This is a genomic window from Pseudomonas sp. BN411, from assembly GCF_029871235.1.
Lineage (GTDB): Bacteria > Pseudomonadota > Gammaproteobacteria > Pseudomonadales > Pseudomonadaceae > Metapseudomonas.
Map to the genome: position 1 here is coordinate 1 of NZ_SSOM01000078.1, position 14,368 is coordinate 14,368.

General features: G+C 64.2%; 12 protein-coding genes. 4 read left to right on the plus strand and 8 right to left on the minus strand.

The window, feature by feature from the left end:
• From E8F06_RS22450 to glyA, 7 genes are all read right to left on the minus strand, one after another.
• Positions 1–756: alcohol dehydrogenase catalytic domain-containing protein (locus E8F06_RS22450; RefSeq protein WP_280371174.1), on the minus strand; the 756-nt coding region annotated here is incomplete at its 3' end.
• Positions 757–974: 218 nt separating this feature from the next.
• On the minus strand, positions 975–1,838 hold the full coding sequence (purU, locus tag E8F06_RS22455) for a formyltetrahydrofolate deformylase (RefSeq protein WP_280371176.1): 864 nt from the start codon (positions 1,836–1,838) through the stop codon (positions 975–977).
• 147 nt (positions 1,839–1,985) lie between these two features.
• Positions 1,986–2,615: a sarcosine oxidase subunit gamma family protein gene (gene soxG, locus E8F06_RS22460; RefSeq protein WP_280371178.1), complete on the minus strand. Its 630-nt coding sequence runs from the start codon at positions 2,613–2,615 to the stop codon at positions 1,986–1,988.
• Complete coding sequence (locus E8F06_RS22465) at positions 2,608–5,625, minus strand: sarcosine oxidase subunit alpha (protein ID WP_280371180.1); 3,018 nt, start codon at positions 5,623–5,625, stop codon at positions 2,608–2,610. Before E8F06_RS22465 ends, soxG begins: the two co-directional genes overlap by 8 nt.
• Positions 5,622–5,948: a sarcosine oxidase subunit delta gene (locus tag E8F06_RS22470; RefSeq protein ID WP_044871165.1), complete on the minus strand. Its 327-nt coding sequence runs from the start codon at positions 5,946–5,948 to the stop codon at positions 5,622–5,624. Before E8F06_RS22470 ends, E8F06_RS22465 begins: the two co-directional genes overlap by 4 nt.
• 11 nt (positions 5,949–5,959) lie before the next feature.
• Complete coding sequence (locus E8F06_RS22475; protein WP_077520519.1) at positions 5,960–7,210, minus strand: sarcosine oxidase subunit beta; 1,251 nt, start codon at positions 7,208–7,210, stop codon at positions 5,960–5,962.
• A gap of 15 nt (positions 7,211–7,225) precedes the next feature.
• The gene (gene glyA / locus E8F06_RS22480; protein WP_280371182.1) at positions 7,226–8,479 is read right to left on the minus strand and encodes a serine hydroxymethyltransferase; all 1,254 of its coding nucleotides are present in this window, start codon (positions 8,477–8,479) and stop codon (positions 7,226–7,228) included.
• Between the two features lie 593 nt (positions 8,480–9,072).
• On the opposite strand from glyA, the gene E8F06_RS22485 reads away from it, so the two are divergent.
• Both E8F06_RS22485 and E8F06_RS22490 read left to right on the plus strand, forming a co-directional pair.
• Positions 9,073–9,204 carry a hypothetical protein gene (locus tag E8F06_RS22485; RefSeq protein ID WP_280371184.1) on the plus strand — a complete coding sequence of 44 codons (132 nt, stop codon included), beginning with the start codon at positions 9,073–9,075 and terminating at the stop codon, positions 9,202–9,204.
• 1 nt (position 9,205) lies between these two features.
• Positions 9,206–9,625, plus strand: a complete 420-nt coding sequence (locus E8F06_RS22490) for a thioesterase family protein (protein ID WP_280371187.1) — start codon at positions 9,206–9,208, stop codon at positions 9,623–9,625.
• Between the two features lie 101 nt (positions 9,626–9,726).
• Here the strand turns inward: E8F06_RS22490 and E8F06_RS22495 are convergent, their stop codons facing one another.
• Positions 9,727–10,029: a hypothetical protein gene (locus E8F06_RS22495; protein ID WP_280371190.1), complete on the minus strand. Its 303-nt coding sequence runs from the start codon at positions 10,027–10,029 to the stop codon at positions 9,727–9,729.
• 193 nt (positions 10,030–10,222) lie between these two features.
• On the opposite strand from E8F06_RS22495, the gene E8F06_RS22500 reads away from it, so the two are divergent.
• Both E8F06_RS22500 and fusA read left to right on the plus strand, forming a co-directional pair.
• Positions 10,223–11,263: a low specificity L-threonine aldolase gene (locus tag E8F06_RS22500; protein WP_280371192.1), complete on the plus strand. Its 1,041-nt coding sequence runs from the start codon at positions 10,223–10,225 to the stop codon at positions 11,261–11,263.
• Between the two features lie 894 nt (positions 11,264–12,157).
• Positions 12,158–14,203 carry an elongation factor G gene (gene fusA, locus E8F06_RS22505; RefSeq protein WP_280371194.1) on the plus strand — a complete coding sequence of 682 codons (2,046 nt, stop codon included), beginning with the start codon at positions 12,158–12,160 and terminating at the stop codon, positions 14,201–14,203.
• Positions 14,204–14,368 lie beyond the last annotated feature (165 nt).

The window sequence follows — 14,368 nt, forward strand, 5'->3', positions numbered from 1 at the left end:
GCCCAGCAGCGCGGCGATCTGCTCGTGCAGCGGGGTGTCCAGCGACAGGTCGGCGATCTCGAAGCCTTGTGCCTTGGCGTGGGCCAGGCGGGCGGGGTTGAGGTCGCCGACGATCACCACCGCGGCGCCCAGCAGGCGAGCGGAGGCGGCAGCGGCGAGACCCACAGGGCCGGCACCGGCAACGTACACGGTGCTACCCGGGCCCACGCCGGCGGTGACCGCGCCGTGGTAGCCAGTGGGCAGGATGTCGGAGAGGCAGGTCAGGTCACGGATCTTCTCCATGGCCTTGTCGCGATCCGGCAGTTTCAGCAGGTTGAAGTCGGCGTAGGGCACCAGCACGTATTCGGCCTGGCCGCCGGTCCAGTCGCCCATGTCGACATAGCCGTAGGCCCCACCGGCACGGGCTGGGTTGACGGTCAGGCAGACGCCGGTGTGCATTTCCTTGCAGGAACGGCAGCGGCCGCAGGCCACGTTGAAGGGCACGGAAACCAGGTCGCCGATCTTCAGGTTCTCGACGTCGCTGCCCTTCTCGATCACCTCACCGGTGATCTCGTGGCCGAGCACGAGGCCGACCTGGGCGGTGGTACGGCCGCGCACCATGTGCTGGTCCGAGCCGCAGATGTTGGTGGAGACGACTTTGAGGATGACCCCGTGTTCGATCTTCTTGCCGCGAGGGTCCTGCATTTTGGGGTAGTCGATCTTCTGGACTTCGACCTTGCCCGAACCTAGATAAACGACACCACGATTACCAGACATGCGTAATTCTCCGTTGTTGTTGTGAACACAAAGGCGCGGCCATTGGCCACGCGGCCTTGCACTGGAGCTTGCATCTGTTGCCGGAACCCGCCGGTGAAACCTGGCAGAGGCGGGTTCCGTGAAAGTAGGGCGGGCCGGGCGGCGTTCCGCTTCAGCCCACCAAGAAGAGGACGCACCCTCTCCCCGGCCCTCTCCCTGAAGGGAGAGGGAGAAAAGCCTTATGCGTTAAGCACCACCGTCCGGTTGGCGTTGAGGAACACGCGCCGCTCGATGTGATAGCCGACGGCCTTGGCCAGGGTCAGGCACTCGATGTCACGGCCCTTGGCGACCAGGTCTTCGGGGTAGTGGGCGTGGTCCACCGACTCGACGCCCTGGGTGATGATCGGACCTTCGTCGAGGTCGTTATTGATGTAATGCGCCGTCGCCCCCACCAGCTTCACCCCCTTCTGGTAGGCCTGGTGGTAGGGCTTGGCGCCCTTGAAGCCGGGCAGCAACGAGTGGTGGATGTTGATCGCCCAGCCATCGAGTTTCTTGCACAGCTCGGGCGAGAGCACCTGCATGTAGCGGGCGAGCACCACCAACTCGGCGCCGGTGTCCTCGATCACCTGCAGCACCTTGCGCTCCTGCGACGGCTTGTCATTCGGGTCAAGGGGGAAGTGGTGATAGGGAATCCCGTGCCAGCGGGCAAGGGGCTCCAGGTCCGGGTGGTTGGAGACCACCGCCACCACGTCCATTTCCAGTTGGCCGATGCGCTGCCGGTAGAGCAGGTCGTTCAGGCAGTGGTCGGCCTTGGACACCATGATCACCACCTTGGCGCGATAGCCCGGCGGCGTCAGCTCCACCTGCATGTCGAAGGGCGCCAGGCGCTCGTCCAGACCGGCCCGGAAGGCCTGCTCGTCGAAGCCATCCGGCTGGCGGAATTCGACACGGATGAAGAAGCGCGACGACAGCCGGTCATCGAACGAATGGTGCTCGGTGACGTAGCAGCGCTGCTCGAAGAGAAAGCGCGTCACCGCATCCACGGTACCGAGCACACTCGGGCATTGGGCGGTGAGAATCCAGGTATCGGGGGTGCGGCTCATCTCGATCTCCAACGGCGCAACAACGTAGGTTGGTGCTGAGCTTGCGAAGCCCAACAAGGAGCGCGCAGCGCTCCCTGAGGTTCTCCTGGGACTCCCGTTGTTGGGCTTCGCTGCGCTCTGCCCAACCTACGAAGAGCCCCGTGCAGGTCAGGCCTTCACCGCCAGTCCGTACTCCGCGCTGGCGTCCTGCAGCCACAGCCAGATGTAGTCGGAGAAGCTGCGGCGGATCAGCAGTTCCCAGGTGTCTTCGCCGGTGTGGCGAATCACCGCGCCGGCCTTGCCGAAGGTGGTGCCGACGGCCTTGCCAACCGGGAAATTGCTGGGGTGCACGTCGTAGACCGTGGACTTCATCAGCACGTCGCGGACATGGGGTCCGGAGAGCTCGACGAGGGTCTGGCCGCCACTGACGTTGACCACGGAGATGTGCTGGCCCTCCAGCGCCTTGCGCAGGCGCTGTTCGGTCTCGAACTCCTGGCCGCTCGGCACGATGAGCAGCCACTCATCCGGGCCCAGCCACTGCAGCGAGGTATCGCCGTTGGCCACCAGGGTCAGGGCCACCGGCAGCTCCAGGCCGAGGGCGCTGTGCACACCGCCGGAGAAGACCGGGTCCTTGGCGTCACCACGGATCACCAGGTGGCCCAGCAGCTTCTTCTCGCGCAGGACCACGCCTGCGCTGCTCTTGCCCTTGCGCGCCAGCTCATCGAGGCCGGCGTGGAACAGCGGCGACTCGGCATGGGCGGCATCAGGACGCTGTTTGTAGACGTTCACGTTAGACATTCTGGCGATCCCCTTTCGGGTCATAGAACACGGAGCTGCAGATTTCGGCTTCGATGACACTGCCATCGGCCAGCGGTGCGAACACACGCTCACCCATGCGCTTCAAGCCGCCCTTGACCACTGCCATGGCGAAGGAATAACCCATGGTCGCGCTCATGTAGCTGGAGGTGACGTGGCCGACCATCTTCATCGGGATGGACTGCTTCGGATCGAACACCAGCTGGGCGCCTTCCGGCAGCACCTTGTTCGGGTCGATGGGCTTCAGGCCCACCAGTTGCTTGCGGTCCTCACGCAGGCAGTCTTCGCGGTTCATGCCGCGCCAGCCGATCCAGGAGAAGGCCTTGCTGCGACCAACGCACCAGCCCATGTTCAGGTCGTCCGGGGTCACCGAGCCGTCGGTGTCCTGACCGACGATGATGAAGCCCTTCTCGGCCCGCAGTACGTGCATGGTTTCGGTGCCATACGGGGTCAGGTTGTACTTCTTGCCCGCCTCGACGACCTTCTCCCACACGCCCAGGGCGTAGTCGGCCTGCACGTTCACTTCGTAGGAAAGCTCACCGGTGAAGGAGATCCGGAACACACGCGCCGGTACGCCACCCACCAGGCCTTCCTTCCAGGTCATGAAGGGGAAGGCGTCCTTGTCCAGGTCGATGTCGGTGACCTCGGCCAGCAGCTTGCGGCTGTTGGGGCCGGACAGGGTCATGGTGGCCCAGTGGTCGGTGACCGAGGTGAAGTACACCTTCAGCTCCGGCCATTCGGTCTGGTGATAGATCTCCAGCCATTCCATCACCCGGGCGGCGCCGCCGGTGGTGGTGGTCATGATGAAGTGGTTTTCGCCGACGCAGGCGGTCACGCCGTCGTCGAAGACCATGCCGTCTTCCTTGCACATCAGGCCGTAGCGGGCCTTGCCCACGTCCAGCTTGGTCCAGGCGTTGGAGTACACGCGGTTGAGGAACTCGCGCGCATCCGGGCCCTGGATGTCGATCTTGCCGAGGGTCGAGGCGTCGAGGATGCCCACGCTGTCACGCACGGCCTTGCATTCGCGGGCCACGGCGGCATGCAGGTCTTCGCCGCGCTTGGGGAAGTACCACGGGCGCTTCCACTGGCCGACGTCCTCGAATTCCGCGCCCTGCTCCAGGTGCCAGCGATGCATGGCGGTGTAGCGTTTGGGCTCGAACAGGTGGCCGCAGTGACGGCCCGCCACGGCGCCGAAGGTCACCGGGGTGTAGTTCGGGCGGAACATGGTGGTGCCCATCTCGGTGATGCTGATGCCCATCGAACGGGCGGCGATGGCCAGACCGTTGATGTTGCCCAGCTTGCCCTGATCGGTACCGAAGCCCAGCGCGGTGTAGCGCTTGACGTGCTCGACCGACTCGAAGCCTTCACGGGTGGCCAGTTCGATACCGGCGGAGGTGACGTCGTTCTGGAAGTCGACGAACTGCTTCGGCGCACGGGAAGTGGACTTGTCGTGGGGCACCTGGAACAGCGCCACCGTGGCCTCTTCCTTGCGCTTCTCGGTCTTCGGCAGAGTGCCTTCGACCTTCTTGAAGCCGGCTTCGGCAGCGGCCTTGGCGCCCGCTTCGAAACCATCGGCCAGGGCGTCGCCAAGACCGAACACGCCATTCACCGCACCAGCGCAGATGCGCTTCTGGAAGCCTTCACCAGGCACGAAGGCGAGGATGTCTTCACGCCAGATCGGCTTGCCGCCCAGGTGGGACGCCAGGTGCACCACCGGGCTGTAGCCGCCGGAGCTGACGATCAGGTCGCAATCCACCACTTCACCAGGGCTGGTGACCTTGTGGCCCTTCAGGTCGATGGCGCAGATACGGGCACCACTGACACGCTTGCTGCCACGGGCCTCGACCACGGCGCTGCCGGTGAGGATGCGCACGCCACGGGCGCGGGCTTCTTCCACCCAGGCACCGCGCGGGTTGCTGCGGGCGTCGGCCACGGCCACCACCTGCTGGCCGGCGTCGAGCCAGTCCAGCACCACGCGGTAGGCGTAATCGTTGTTGGTGGACAGCACCAGCTGGCGACCCGGCGCCACGCCGTAGCGGTTCACGTAGGTAGAGACGGAGCCGGCAAGCATGTTGCCCGGCACGTCGTTGTTCGAATACACCAGCGGACGCTCGTGGGCGCCGGCGGCCAGCACCACGCGCTTGGCACGGACGCGATGGACGCGGTGACGGGCCTGGCCATGGGGCGCGACTTCGCCCAGGTGATCAGTCAGGCGCTGGTGGATGGTGAGGAAGTTGTGGTCGTGATAGCCGTTCACCGTGGCGCGCGGCAGCAGGGTCACTTCCGGCAGTTTCTCCAGCTCGGCGATGGCCTTGGCCACCCACTCCGAAGCGGGCTTGCCGTCCAGGGTCTCGCGGGTATCCAGCAGGCTGCCACCGAACTCTTCCTGTTCGTCGGCGAGGATCACACGGGCGCCACTACGGCTGGCGGCCAGGGCGGCGGCGATACCGGCAGGGCCGGCGCCGACCACCAGCACGTCGCAGTACTGGTTCATGTGGTCGTAGATGTCCGGGTCGACTTCCAGAGGCGCACGACCGAGGCCGGCGGCCTTGCGGATGTACTTCTCGTAGGTCAGCCACAGGTTCTGCGGATACATGAAGGTCTTGTAGTAGAACCCGGGCGGCATCATGGATCCGCCGACCTTGCCGAGGATGCCCATGACGTCGTTGTTCACGTTCGGCCAGCCGTTGGTGCTGTTGGCCACCAGGCCCGCGTACAGCGCCTGCTGGGTGGCACGCACGTTGGGCACCTGGGAGGCTTCGGTGGAACCGATCTGCAGCACGGCGTTGGGCTCTTCCGCACCGGCAGCGACGATGCCGCGCGGACGGGAGTACTTGAAGCTGCGGCCGACGATGTCGACGCCGTTGGCCAGCAGGGCCGCGGCCAGGGTGTCACCGACAAAGCCCTGATAGTTCTGGCCGTTGAAGGTGAAGGTCAGCGATTGGCTGCGATCGACGCGGCCACCCTTGGGAAGGCGATTGACCTGGCTCATGCCGTTACTCCTGCGGTCGCGGCTTTCTTCTCGCCGACGTTGGCCTCGGTGACAGTGGGTTTCTCACCGATCTTGTAGGTTTCGAGGATTTCGTAGCTCACGGTGTGGCGCGTGGCGTTGAAATACTTGCGGCAGCCGGCGGAGTGCACCCACAGCTCGTGGTGGATGCCGCGCGGGTTGTCGCGGAAGAAGATGTAGTCGCCCCACTCCTCGTCGGTGCAGGCGTTCGGATCCAGGGGGCGCGGGATGTGCGCCTGGCCCTTGGCGTGAAATTCCTCTTCGGAGCGCAGCTCGCCACAGTAAGGACAGAAAATGTGCAGCATGGCGATTCTCCTTAGTGAGCCACGGCAGCGGCGCCGTGCTCGTCGATCAGTGCGCCGGTATGGAAACGGTCGATGGAGAAGGGCTTGGCCAGCGGGTGCATCTCGCCACGCGCCAGGCTCGCCGCGAAGACGTGGCCCGAACCCGGGGTGGCCTTGAAGCCGCCGGTACCCCAGCCGCAGTTGAAGAACAGGTTCTTCACCGGGGTCTTGGAGATGATCGGGCAGGCGTCCGGAGTGGTATCCACGATGCCGCCCCACTGACGGTTCATGCGCACGCGGGAGAGGATCGGGAACATCTCCACGATCGCCTGCAGGGTGTGCTCGATGGTCCCGTAGGAGCCGCGCTGGCCGTAGCCGTTGTAGCCGTCGATACCGGCACCGATGACCAGGTCGCCCTTGTCCGACTGGCTGATGTAGCCGTGCACGGCGTTGGACATGATCACGCTGTGGATGATCGGCTTGATCGGCTCGGACACCAGGGCCTGCAGCGGGTGGGATTCCAGCGGCAGGCGGAAGCCGGCCTGCTTGGCCATGTGGCCGGAGTTACCGGCGGTGACCACGCCGACGCGCTTGGCGCCGATGAAGCCGCGGTTGGTTTCGACACCGATCACCGCGCCATCCTGCTTGCGGAAACCGAGCACCTCGGTGTTCTGCAGCAGGTCGACGCCCAGGGCGTCGGCGGCACGGGCGTAGCCCCAGGCCACGGCGTCATGGCGGGCCACGCCCCCACGACGCTGAACGGTCGAACCCATGATCGGGTAACGGGTGCTCTTGCTGCAGTCGAGGAAGGGAATCTCCTCGGCTACCTGGCGAGCGTCCAGCAGTTCGCCATCCACGCCATTCAGGCGGTTGGCGTTGACCCGGCGAGCCGAGTCACGCATGTCCTGCAGGGTGTGGCAGAGGTTGTAGACGCCACGCTGGGAGAACATCACGTTGTAGTTCAGGTCCTGGGACAGGCCTTCCCACAGTTTCATCGCGTGCTCGTACAGCTGCGCCGCCTCGTCCCACAGGTAGTTGGAGCGGACGATGGTGGTGTTGCGCGCGGTGTTGCCGCCGCCCAGCCAGCCCTTCTCCACCACCGCGACGTTCTTCACGCCGAATTCCTTGGCCAGGTAGTAGGCCGTGGCCAGGCCGTGGCCGCCACCGCCGACGATGATCACGTCATAGACCGGCTTCGGCGTTGGGTTGCGCCACATGCGTTGCCAGTTTTCGTGGTGGCTCAGGGAGTGCTTGAACAGACCGAAGCCGGAATAACGTTGCATGTTCGGACTCCTGGATTAGCGGTAGACGGGGAAGTCGGCGCAGAGGCCGGCGACCTGCTTGGCCACCTGGGCTTCCACGTCGGCATCGCCGAGATGGTCGAGGATGTCGCAGATCCAGCCGGCCAGCTCGGTGCTCTGGCTTTCCTTGAAGCCACGGCTGGTGATGGCCGGGGTACCGATGCGCACGCCCGAGGTCACGAAGGGCGACTGCGGATCGTTCGGTACAGCGTTCTTGTTCACGGTGATGCCGGCGCGACCCAGGGCAGCGTCAGCCTCTTTGCCGGTCTTGCCCTGCTTGATCAGGCTGACCAGGAACAGGTGGTTGTCGGTGCCGCCGGAGACCACGTCGTAGCCGCGCTTGATGAATACGCCGGCCATGGCCTGGGCGTTCTTGATCACCTGGGCCTGGTATTCCTTGAAGCCGGGCTCCAGCGCTTCCTTGAAGCACACCGCCTTGGCGGCGATCACGTGCATCAGCGGGCCGCCCTGGGCGCCGGGGAACACGGCGGAGTTCAGCTTCTTCTCGATCTCTTCATTGGACTTGGCCAGGATCAGGCCGCCACGCGGACCGCGAAGGGTCTTGTGAGTGGTGGTGGTGACCACGTCGGCGTAGGGCAGCGGGTTCGGGTACAGGCCAGCGGCGACCAGGCCAGCAACGTGGGCCATGTCGACGAACAGCAGTGCACCGACCTTGTCGGCGATGGCGCGGAAGCGCGGGAAGTCGAGGGTCTTGGAGTAAGCGGAGAAACCGGCAACGATCATCTTCGGCTTGTGCTCGACAGCCAGGCGCTCGACTTCGTCGTAGTCGATCAGGCCGGTGGCGGTGTCCAGGCCGTACTGCACGGCGTTGTACAGCTTGCCGGAGGAGGAGACCTTGGCGCCGTGAGTCAGGTGGCCGCCGTGGGCCAGGCTCATGCCGAGGATGGTGTCACCGGCGTTCAGCAGGGCCAGGTAGACGGCGCTGTTGGCCTGGGAACCGGAGTGCGGCTGGACGTTGGCGTAATCGGCACCGAACAGCTGCTTGGCGCGGTCGATGGCCAGCTGCTCGACCTTGTCGACGAACTCGCAGCCACCGTAGTAGCGCTTGCCCGGGTAGCCTTCGGCGTACTTGTTGGTCAGGCCGCTGCCCTGGGCTTCCATCACGCGCTTGCTGGTGTAGTTTTCCGAGGCGATCAGCTCGATGTGGTCTTCCTGACGGTGCTCTTCTTCCTGCATCGCGCTGAACAGTTCGTCGTCGTAACCCTGGATCTGGTCTTGCTTGCTGAACATCGATGATCTCCTGCGACAACCCGCTGTCGTCTCTGTTGTTTTGGGGGCTTGGCGCCTGCCGCTGCAATACGGTCGGTGCCAGCCTGTTGCGGCCGATTGTGCGAGTTAGTCCGACACCCCGTTTGCCTGTTTGCGACGTGTAAATGCCCAAACTTGCCCACAGGTGGATGGCGGCAGCCACTTCTTGGCTGCGCCCTCCTCTTTGCGCCCGGCACCTCCCCGGACAAGGCGCCTGGACGGCGCAGGCCAGTGGGGCTGAGACAGTTCTCGGCGCATACGCACCTCCGCCCAGCGGAATCGATAAGAAGACTGAAGTGGATTTCGACCGCCGCCTCACACGCCGATACCCAAAAGCGACAGTCGATCTGTCGCATCGGCGCCAAGGACGTGGGGGCTCGTCGGGGAAGCCGGGACAAGGCGTCGCCGGCCCTTCTGATCAGAAAACGCACAAATAATTAAACGCGTGATTAAATTTTGTAACCCGCAGCACCACCGGATTTCGGCGCTGGTATAAATGACAGCGTTCAATTCTTGATCAGTTCGGAACCCGGCGCGCAGATCCAGTCACGCGCCAATTCCTTCTCGAGACCACCATGACACGACCCGATGCCCAGCCTCGGCGGTTGCGGCTGCCTGACGGCAGCCGCTTGCAGACCGCGCGCAGCATCCCCGTTCGGGGCAACTACGTGGACTTCACCCGATCCACCCAGCACGAGGCAGCCTGACATGACCGACACCCTCACCTACCGTGGCGCTGTCTATCCCTGGCACTGCGATCACATGGGCCACATGAACGTGATGTGGTACGTCGGCAAGTTCGACGAAGCCACCTGGCAACTCTTTACCCTGCTGGGCCTGGCGCCTTCGCGGCTGCGCGAGGAGAGCGCCGGCATGGCGGCGGTGGAACAGCAGATCGAATACCGTCGCGAGCTTCACGCCGGCGATGTGGTGTCCATTCACTCCCAGGTGCTGGAGGTGAAGGACAAGTCCATTCGCTTCCGTCATGAAATGCGCAACAACGAAACCGGCGAAATCGCCGCCGTCACTACCCTGGTGGGCGTCCACCTGGATATCCGGGCGCGCAAGGCCCGCAGCTTTCCGGCGGAGATCCGTGAACGGGCGACTGCCTGGCAGCCCGCCGGTTGACTGCTATCCCCACAATGCGTGGACCGTCCTGTGGACAACCTGTGAGATCGGCCCCGCAGCCCGCGTGATGCCTGGGCCGCAGCCGATCGATCAAGAAATGCTCAGCCGTTCAGCTGACTCAGGCAGGATTGGGAAACCTTGATCAGGCGCTGGTGGGTCTGTTCGGGCAGCGGGGTCTTCTGGGTTTTCAGCGCTTCCAGCTCGGCGCCGCTGAATTCGCTGCTGACCCCATCGGCAGCGCAACTGCAGTAGCGCTGCAACTTGTCGACGGGGACATTGGCCTGGGCGCTGGTCTTGCACTCCTGCATGAAGTGTTCGCGCTCGCCGCTGGGCCACTCGCCGGCTACGGCTGGCAAACCGATCAGCATGGGGACGAAAAGGGCGATCAGGGTCGTGTAACGCATGACGTTTCCTCCTTCCGGATGAGGCGTGCTCCTAAGTTCTGAGGCAGCGCCTGAGCAATGAGTTCCCCCTGTCTGACCACGCGCCGCTGACAGAAAAGGATGTCGCCGTGAGCGAATCCTGCAGCGGCAACCTGGCGTACAGTTAGGCCCCATGCGCCTGTGCCTGCAGGCGAACGGACAAAAGGACCAGGACATGACCGACCAGACCCAGCAATTCGCCAGCGACAACTACTCCGGCATCTGCCCGGAAGCCTGGGCCGCGATGGCCGAGGCCAATCTCGGCCATGAGCGCGCCTACGGCGAGGACCAGTGGACGGCCCGCGCCTCCGACCACTTCCGCCAATTGTTCGAAACCGACTGCGAAGTCTTCTTCGCCTTCAACGGCACCGCAGCCAACTCCCTGGCCCTGGCCTCCCTGTGCCAGAGCTATCACAGCGTGATCTGCTCCGAGACCGCCCACGTCGAAACCGATGAGTGTGGCGCGCCGGAGTTCTTCTCCAACGGCTCCAAGCTGCTGCTGGCCAAGACCGCCGACGGCAAGCTGACCCCCGATGCGATCCGCGAAATCGCCCTCAAGCGCCAGGACATCCACTATCCCAAGCCCCGCGTGGTCACCCTGACCCAAGCCACCGAAGTCGGCACCGTCTACCGCCCCGACGAAGTCCGTGCCATCAGCCAGGTGTGCAAGGAGCTGGGCCTGAACCTGCACATGGACGGCGCGCGCTTCTCCAACGCCTGCGCCTTCCTCGGCTGCTCGCCGGCCGAGCTGACCTGGAAAGCCGGGGTGGACGTGCTCTGTTTCGGCGGCACCAAGAACGGCATGGCGGTGGGCGAGGCCATCCTCTTCTTCAATCGCGACCTGGCCGAAGACTTCGACTACCGCTGCAAGCAGGCAGGACAGCTGGCCTCGAAGATGCGCTTCCTCGCCGCCCCCTGGGTTGGCCTGCTGCAGGACGACGCCTGGCTGCATTACGGCAACCATGCCAACGCCTGTGCACAGCTGCTGACGGAACTGGTGGCCGACGTGCCCGGCGTCAGCCTGATGTTCCCGGTGGAAGCCAACGGCGTGTTCCTGCAGATGTCCGAGCCGGCACTGGAATTCCTGCGCGCCAAGGGCTGGCGCTTCTACACCTTCATCGGCGCCGGCGGTGCTCGCTTCATGTGCTCCTGGGATACCGAGATGGACCGCGTGCGCGAACTGGCGACGGACATCCGTGCGGCGATGGGGGCATAACCCAGCGCCAGCAACCACTGTAGGGGCGAATTCATTCGCCAAGGGCAGCGCAGCTGCCCCGTAGGTTGGTCCGAGCGCAGCGAGGCCCAACGCGCCCGGCATCAGCCGCGAAATGTTGGGTTTCGTCCCTCTACCCAACCTACAAGTGCCGCCCCTACCGTTTTTTCTCCTTCCCCCGCCTTACCCCCGTTTTCCGTGGACCAACCTGTGGACAATCTGTAGAGCCACGGCTGCAGCCCACGCCAGCCGCGGCCTCCCGCCGCCTGGATATTTCCTGATCTATTTCAACAACTTGCCGATTTCCACACAAAATCTGTGTAGCGAAAGGTACACAAGCTGTGGAAAACCGCCTGCAGCCCTTGTCTCATCTGCGATACAGCATTCTGTTCATTTTTCAACCAACTCACCCCAGCAGCTCGGTTACCCCCAATTAATGTGGATAACCCTGTGGAAAATCTGTTGATGCCGCTGTATAGCCGAAGCCGCGTCATTCCTGGATTTCCAGCAATTTCATGCACAAGAGAACCCGCTCGCCAAAAACTTGCGCACAAGAACCGTGAAGATCCCTGTGGAAAAACCATTGGCAAGTCTCCCAAAGTCAGTATTCACGGCCTGTACAGCGCATCGATCAATTATCGATCACCCGTCTTTTTCACCCTCCAGGGGACCTGAAACCGGCGTTCAGCAGTGGAAAACCCGGCTTTTACTCACAAAGCCGGTGGAGTCTTCTGTGGACAAGCTGTACAGACAACTTGCAAGGCCAGGAATGGCGCGGGCTGCCGAGGCCCGATCATTTTTCGAGCGATATCAATGAGTTGTGACGAGCCGTGAGCTTCCGGGGCAGTCACTGGGCGCCTGCCTATACTGGAAAAACCCCAGCGCGCGGAGGTGCTCATGGCGAACTACTCGGTGGAATCCATTCGAACGGTCGCCCTGGTCGGCCATGGCGACAGCGGCAAGACCAGCCTGACCGAAGCCCTGCTGTACCGCAGTGGCGCCATTCCCAATGCCGGAAGCCTTGAGCGCGGCGACACCGTGTGCGACTTCGATCCGCTGGAGCGCGAGTACCGGCACTCCCTCGCCTCGGCCCTGGCGCATTGCAGCTACGACGGCGCCGAGCTGAACCTGATCGACACCCCCGGCTACCCCGACTTCATCGGCCAATCCATCGCCGCGCTGGCCGCCGTGGAAACCGCACTGGTGGTGGTCAACGCGCAGAACGGCATCGAACTCACCACTCGCCGCATGATGGCCATGGCCGCCGAGCGCGGGCTTTGCCGGATGCTGGTGGTGAACAAGATCGATGCCGAGCGCGTCGACCTCCCCGGCTTGCTCGCCAGCCTGCGCGAGGCCTTCGGCAAGGAAGTGCTACCGCTGAATCTGCCGGCGGACAACGCCAGCCGCGTGGTGGACTGCTTCTTCGAGCCCGACGGCAAGGCCGATTTTTCCTCCGTGGCCGAAGCCCACCAGGCCCTGGTGGACCAGGTGGTGGAGGTGGACGAGGAGTTGATGGCGCGCTACCTGGAGCAAGGCGAGATCGCACCGGCGGAACTACACGAGCCCTTCGAGCGGGCACTGCGCGAAGGGCACCTGATTCCCCTGTGCTTCACCTCCGCACGCACCGGCGCTGGGGTGGCGGAACTGCTGGACATCCTCGCGCGCCTGGCGCCCAACCCCACCGAGGGTAATCCGCCGTTGTTCCTCAAGGGCGAGGGGGCGGATGCCAAGGCCTTCCGCTCCCAACCGGACCCGCAACAGCATGTGCTGGCCCATGTGTTCAAGGTGGTGATCGACCCTTTCGTGGGCAAACTCGGCATCTTCCGCGTGCACCAGGGCACCCTGATGCGGGACATGCAGCTGTTCGTCGGCGATGGTCGCAAGCCGTTCAAACTCGGCCATCTGCTGCGCCTGCAGGGCAAGCGCCATGAAGAGGTCACACGGCTGATTCCCGGCGACTTCGGCGCACTGACCAAAGTCGACGAGGTGGAATTCGATGCGGTGCTGCACGACTCCCACGACGAGGACCAGATCCACCTCAAGCCGCTGGATTTCCCCGCGCCCATGCAGGGCCTGGCCATCGAGGCCAAGCGCCGGGGGGACGAGCAGCGCATCGCCGAAGTGCTGAGCCGGCTACAGGCCGAAGACCCCTGCGTGAAGCTGGACTATCAGGCCTCGACCCAGGAAACCGTGCTGCGCGGCATGGGTGAGCTGCACCTGCGCTACCTGCTCGACCGCATCACAGGCACCTACAAGCTGGAGGTGGAAACCCGCCCGCCCAAAGTGCCTTATCGCGAAGCCATCACCCGCCCCGCCGAAGGCCACAGCCGGCACAAGAAGCAGACCGGCGGCGCCGGGCAGTTCGGTGAAGTCTTCCTGCGCATCGAGCCCCTGCCACGCGGTGACGGCTTCGCCTTCACCGACGAAGTGAAGGGCGGCGTGATCCCGTCGCAGTTCATCCCCTCCGTGGAAAAGGGCGTGCGCTCAGTGCTGGCCTGCGGACCACTGGCGGGCTTGCCGGTGGCGGACGTCAAGGTCACGGTCTACGACGGCAAGCACCACCCGGTGGATTCCAAGGACATCGCCTTCCAAGCCGCCGGTCGCAAGGCCATGCTCGATGCCCTGCGCTCGGCCGGTGAAGTGGTACTGGAGCCGGTGGTCACAGTCGAAGTGACCGCGCCAGAGGCCAACCTGGGGGATATCACCACCGACCTCATCGGCCGTCGCGGCCAGGTGACCGGTACCGAGTCCCTTTCCCAAGGCCTTGCGCTGGTCTTTGGCCAGGTCCCCCTGGCCGAACTGGACGGCTACGCCGGCCGCCTCAAGGCCATCACCCAGGGCCACGGCGCCTTCAGCATGGTCCTCAGCCACTACAACGCCGCCCCACAGGACGTGCAGCAGAAGATGGCCGGGGCGTACAAGGCGGTGCAGGAGGAGGATTGAGGGGGATTTCCTCGGTTATAGACCTGTACACCATGGGCAGCACCTATAGGGCAGACCTCCGGCCTGCTTGGCGATTGAAATCGCCCCTACAGGCACAGCGCCACCTGCATTCCTTCCTTGTGGGGGCGAATTTATTCGCAATGGGCAGTGCAACTGCCCCGGAAA

Coding starts and splice junctions, on each gene's coding strand:
- E8F06_RS22485 (WP_280371184.1), top strand. CDS start 9,073: ATGACACGACCCGATGCCCAGCCTCGGCGGTTGCGGCTGCCTGACGGC.
- fusA (WP_280371194.1), top strand. CDS start 12,158: ATGGCGAACTACTCGGTGGAATCCATTCGAACGGTCGCCCTGGTCGGC.
- soxG (WP_280371178.1), bottom strand. CDS start 2,615: ATGTCTAACGTGAACGTCTACAAACAGCGTCCTGATGCCGCCCATGCC.
- E8F06_RS22500 (WP_280371192.1), top strand. CDS start 10,223: ATGACCGACCAGACCCAGCAATTCGCCAGCGACAACTACTCCGGCATC.
- E8F06_RS22490 (WP_280371187.1), top strand. CDS start 9,206: ATGACCGACACCCTCACCTACCGTGGCGCTGTCTATCCCTGGCACTGC.
- E8F06_RS22495 (WP_280371190.1), bottom strand. CDS start 10,029: ATGCGTTACACGACCCTGATCGCCCTTTTCGTCCCCATGCTGATCGGT.
- E8F06_RS22470 (WP_044871165.1), bottom strand. CDS start 5,948: ATGCTGCACATTTTCTGTCCTTACTGTGGCGAGCTGCGCTCCGAAGAG.
- E8F06_RS22475 (WP_077520519.1), bottom strand. CDS start 7,210: ATGCAACGTTATTCCGGCTTCGGTCTGTTCAAGCACTCCCTGAGCCAC.
- purU (WP_280371176.1), bottom strand. CDS start 1,838: ATGAGCCGCACCCCCGATACCTGGATTCTCACCGCCCAATGCCCGAGT.
- E8F06_RS22465 (WP_280371180.1), bottom strand. CDS start 5,625: ATGAGCCAGGTCAATCGCCTTCCCAAGGGTGGCCGCGTCGATCGCAGC.
- glyA (WP_280371182.1), bottom strand. CDS start 8,479: ATGTTCAGCAAGCAAGACCAGATCCAGGGTTACGACGACGAACTGTTC.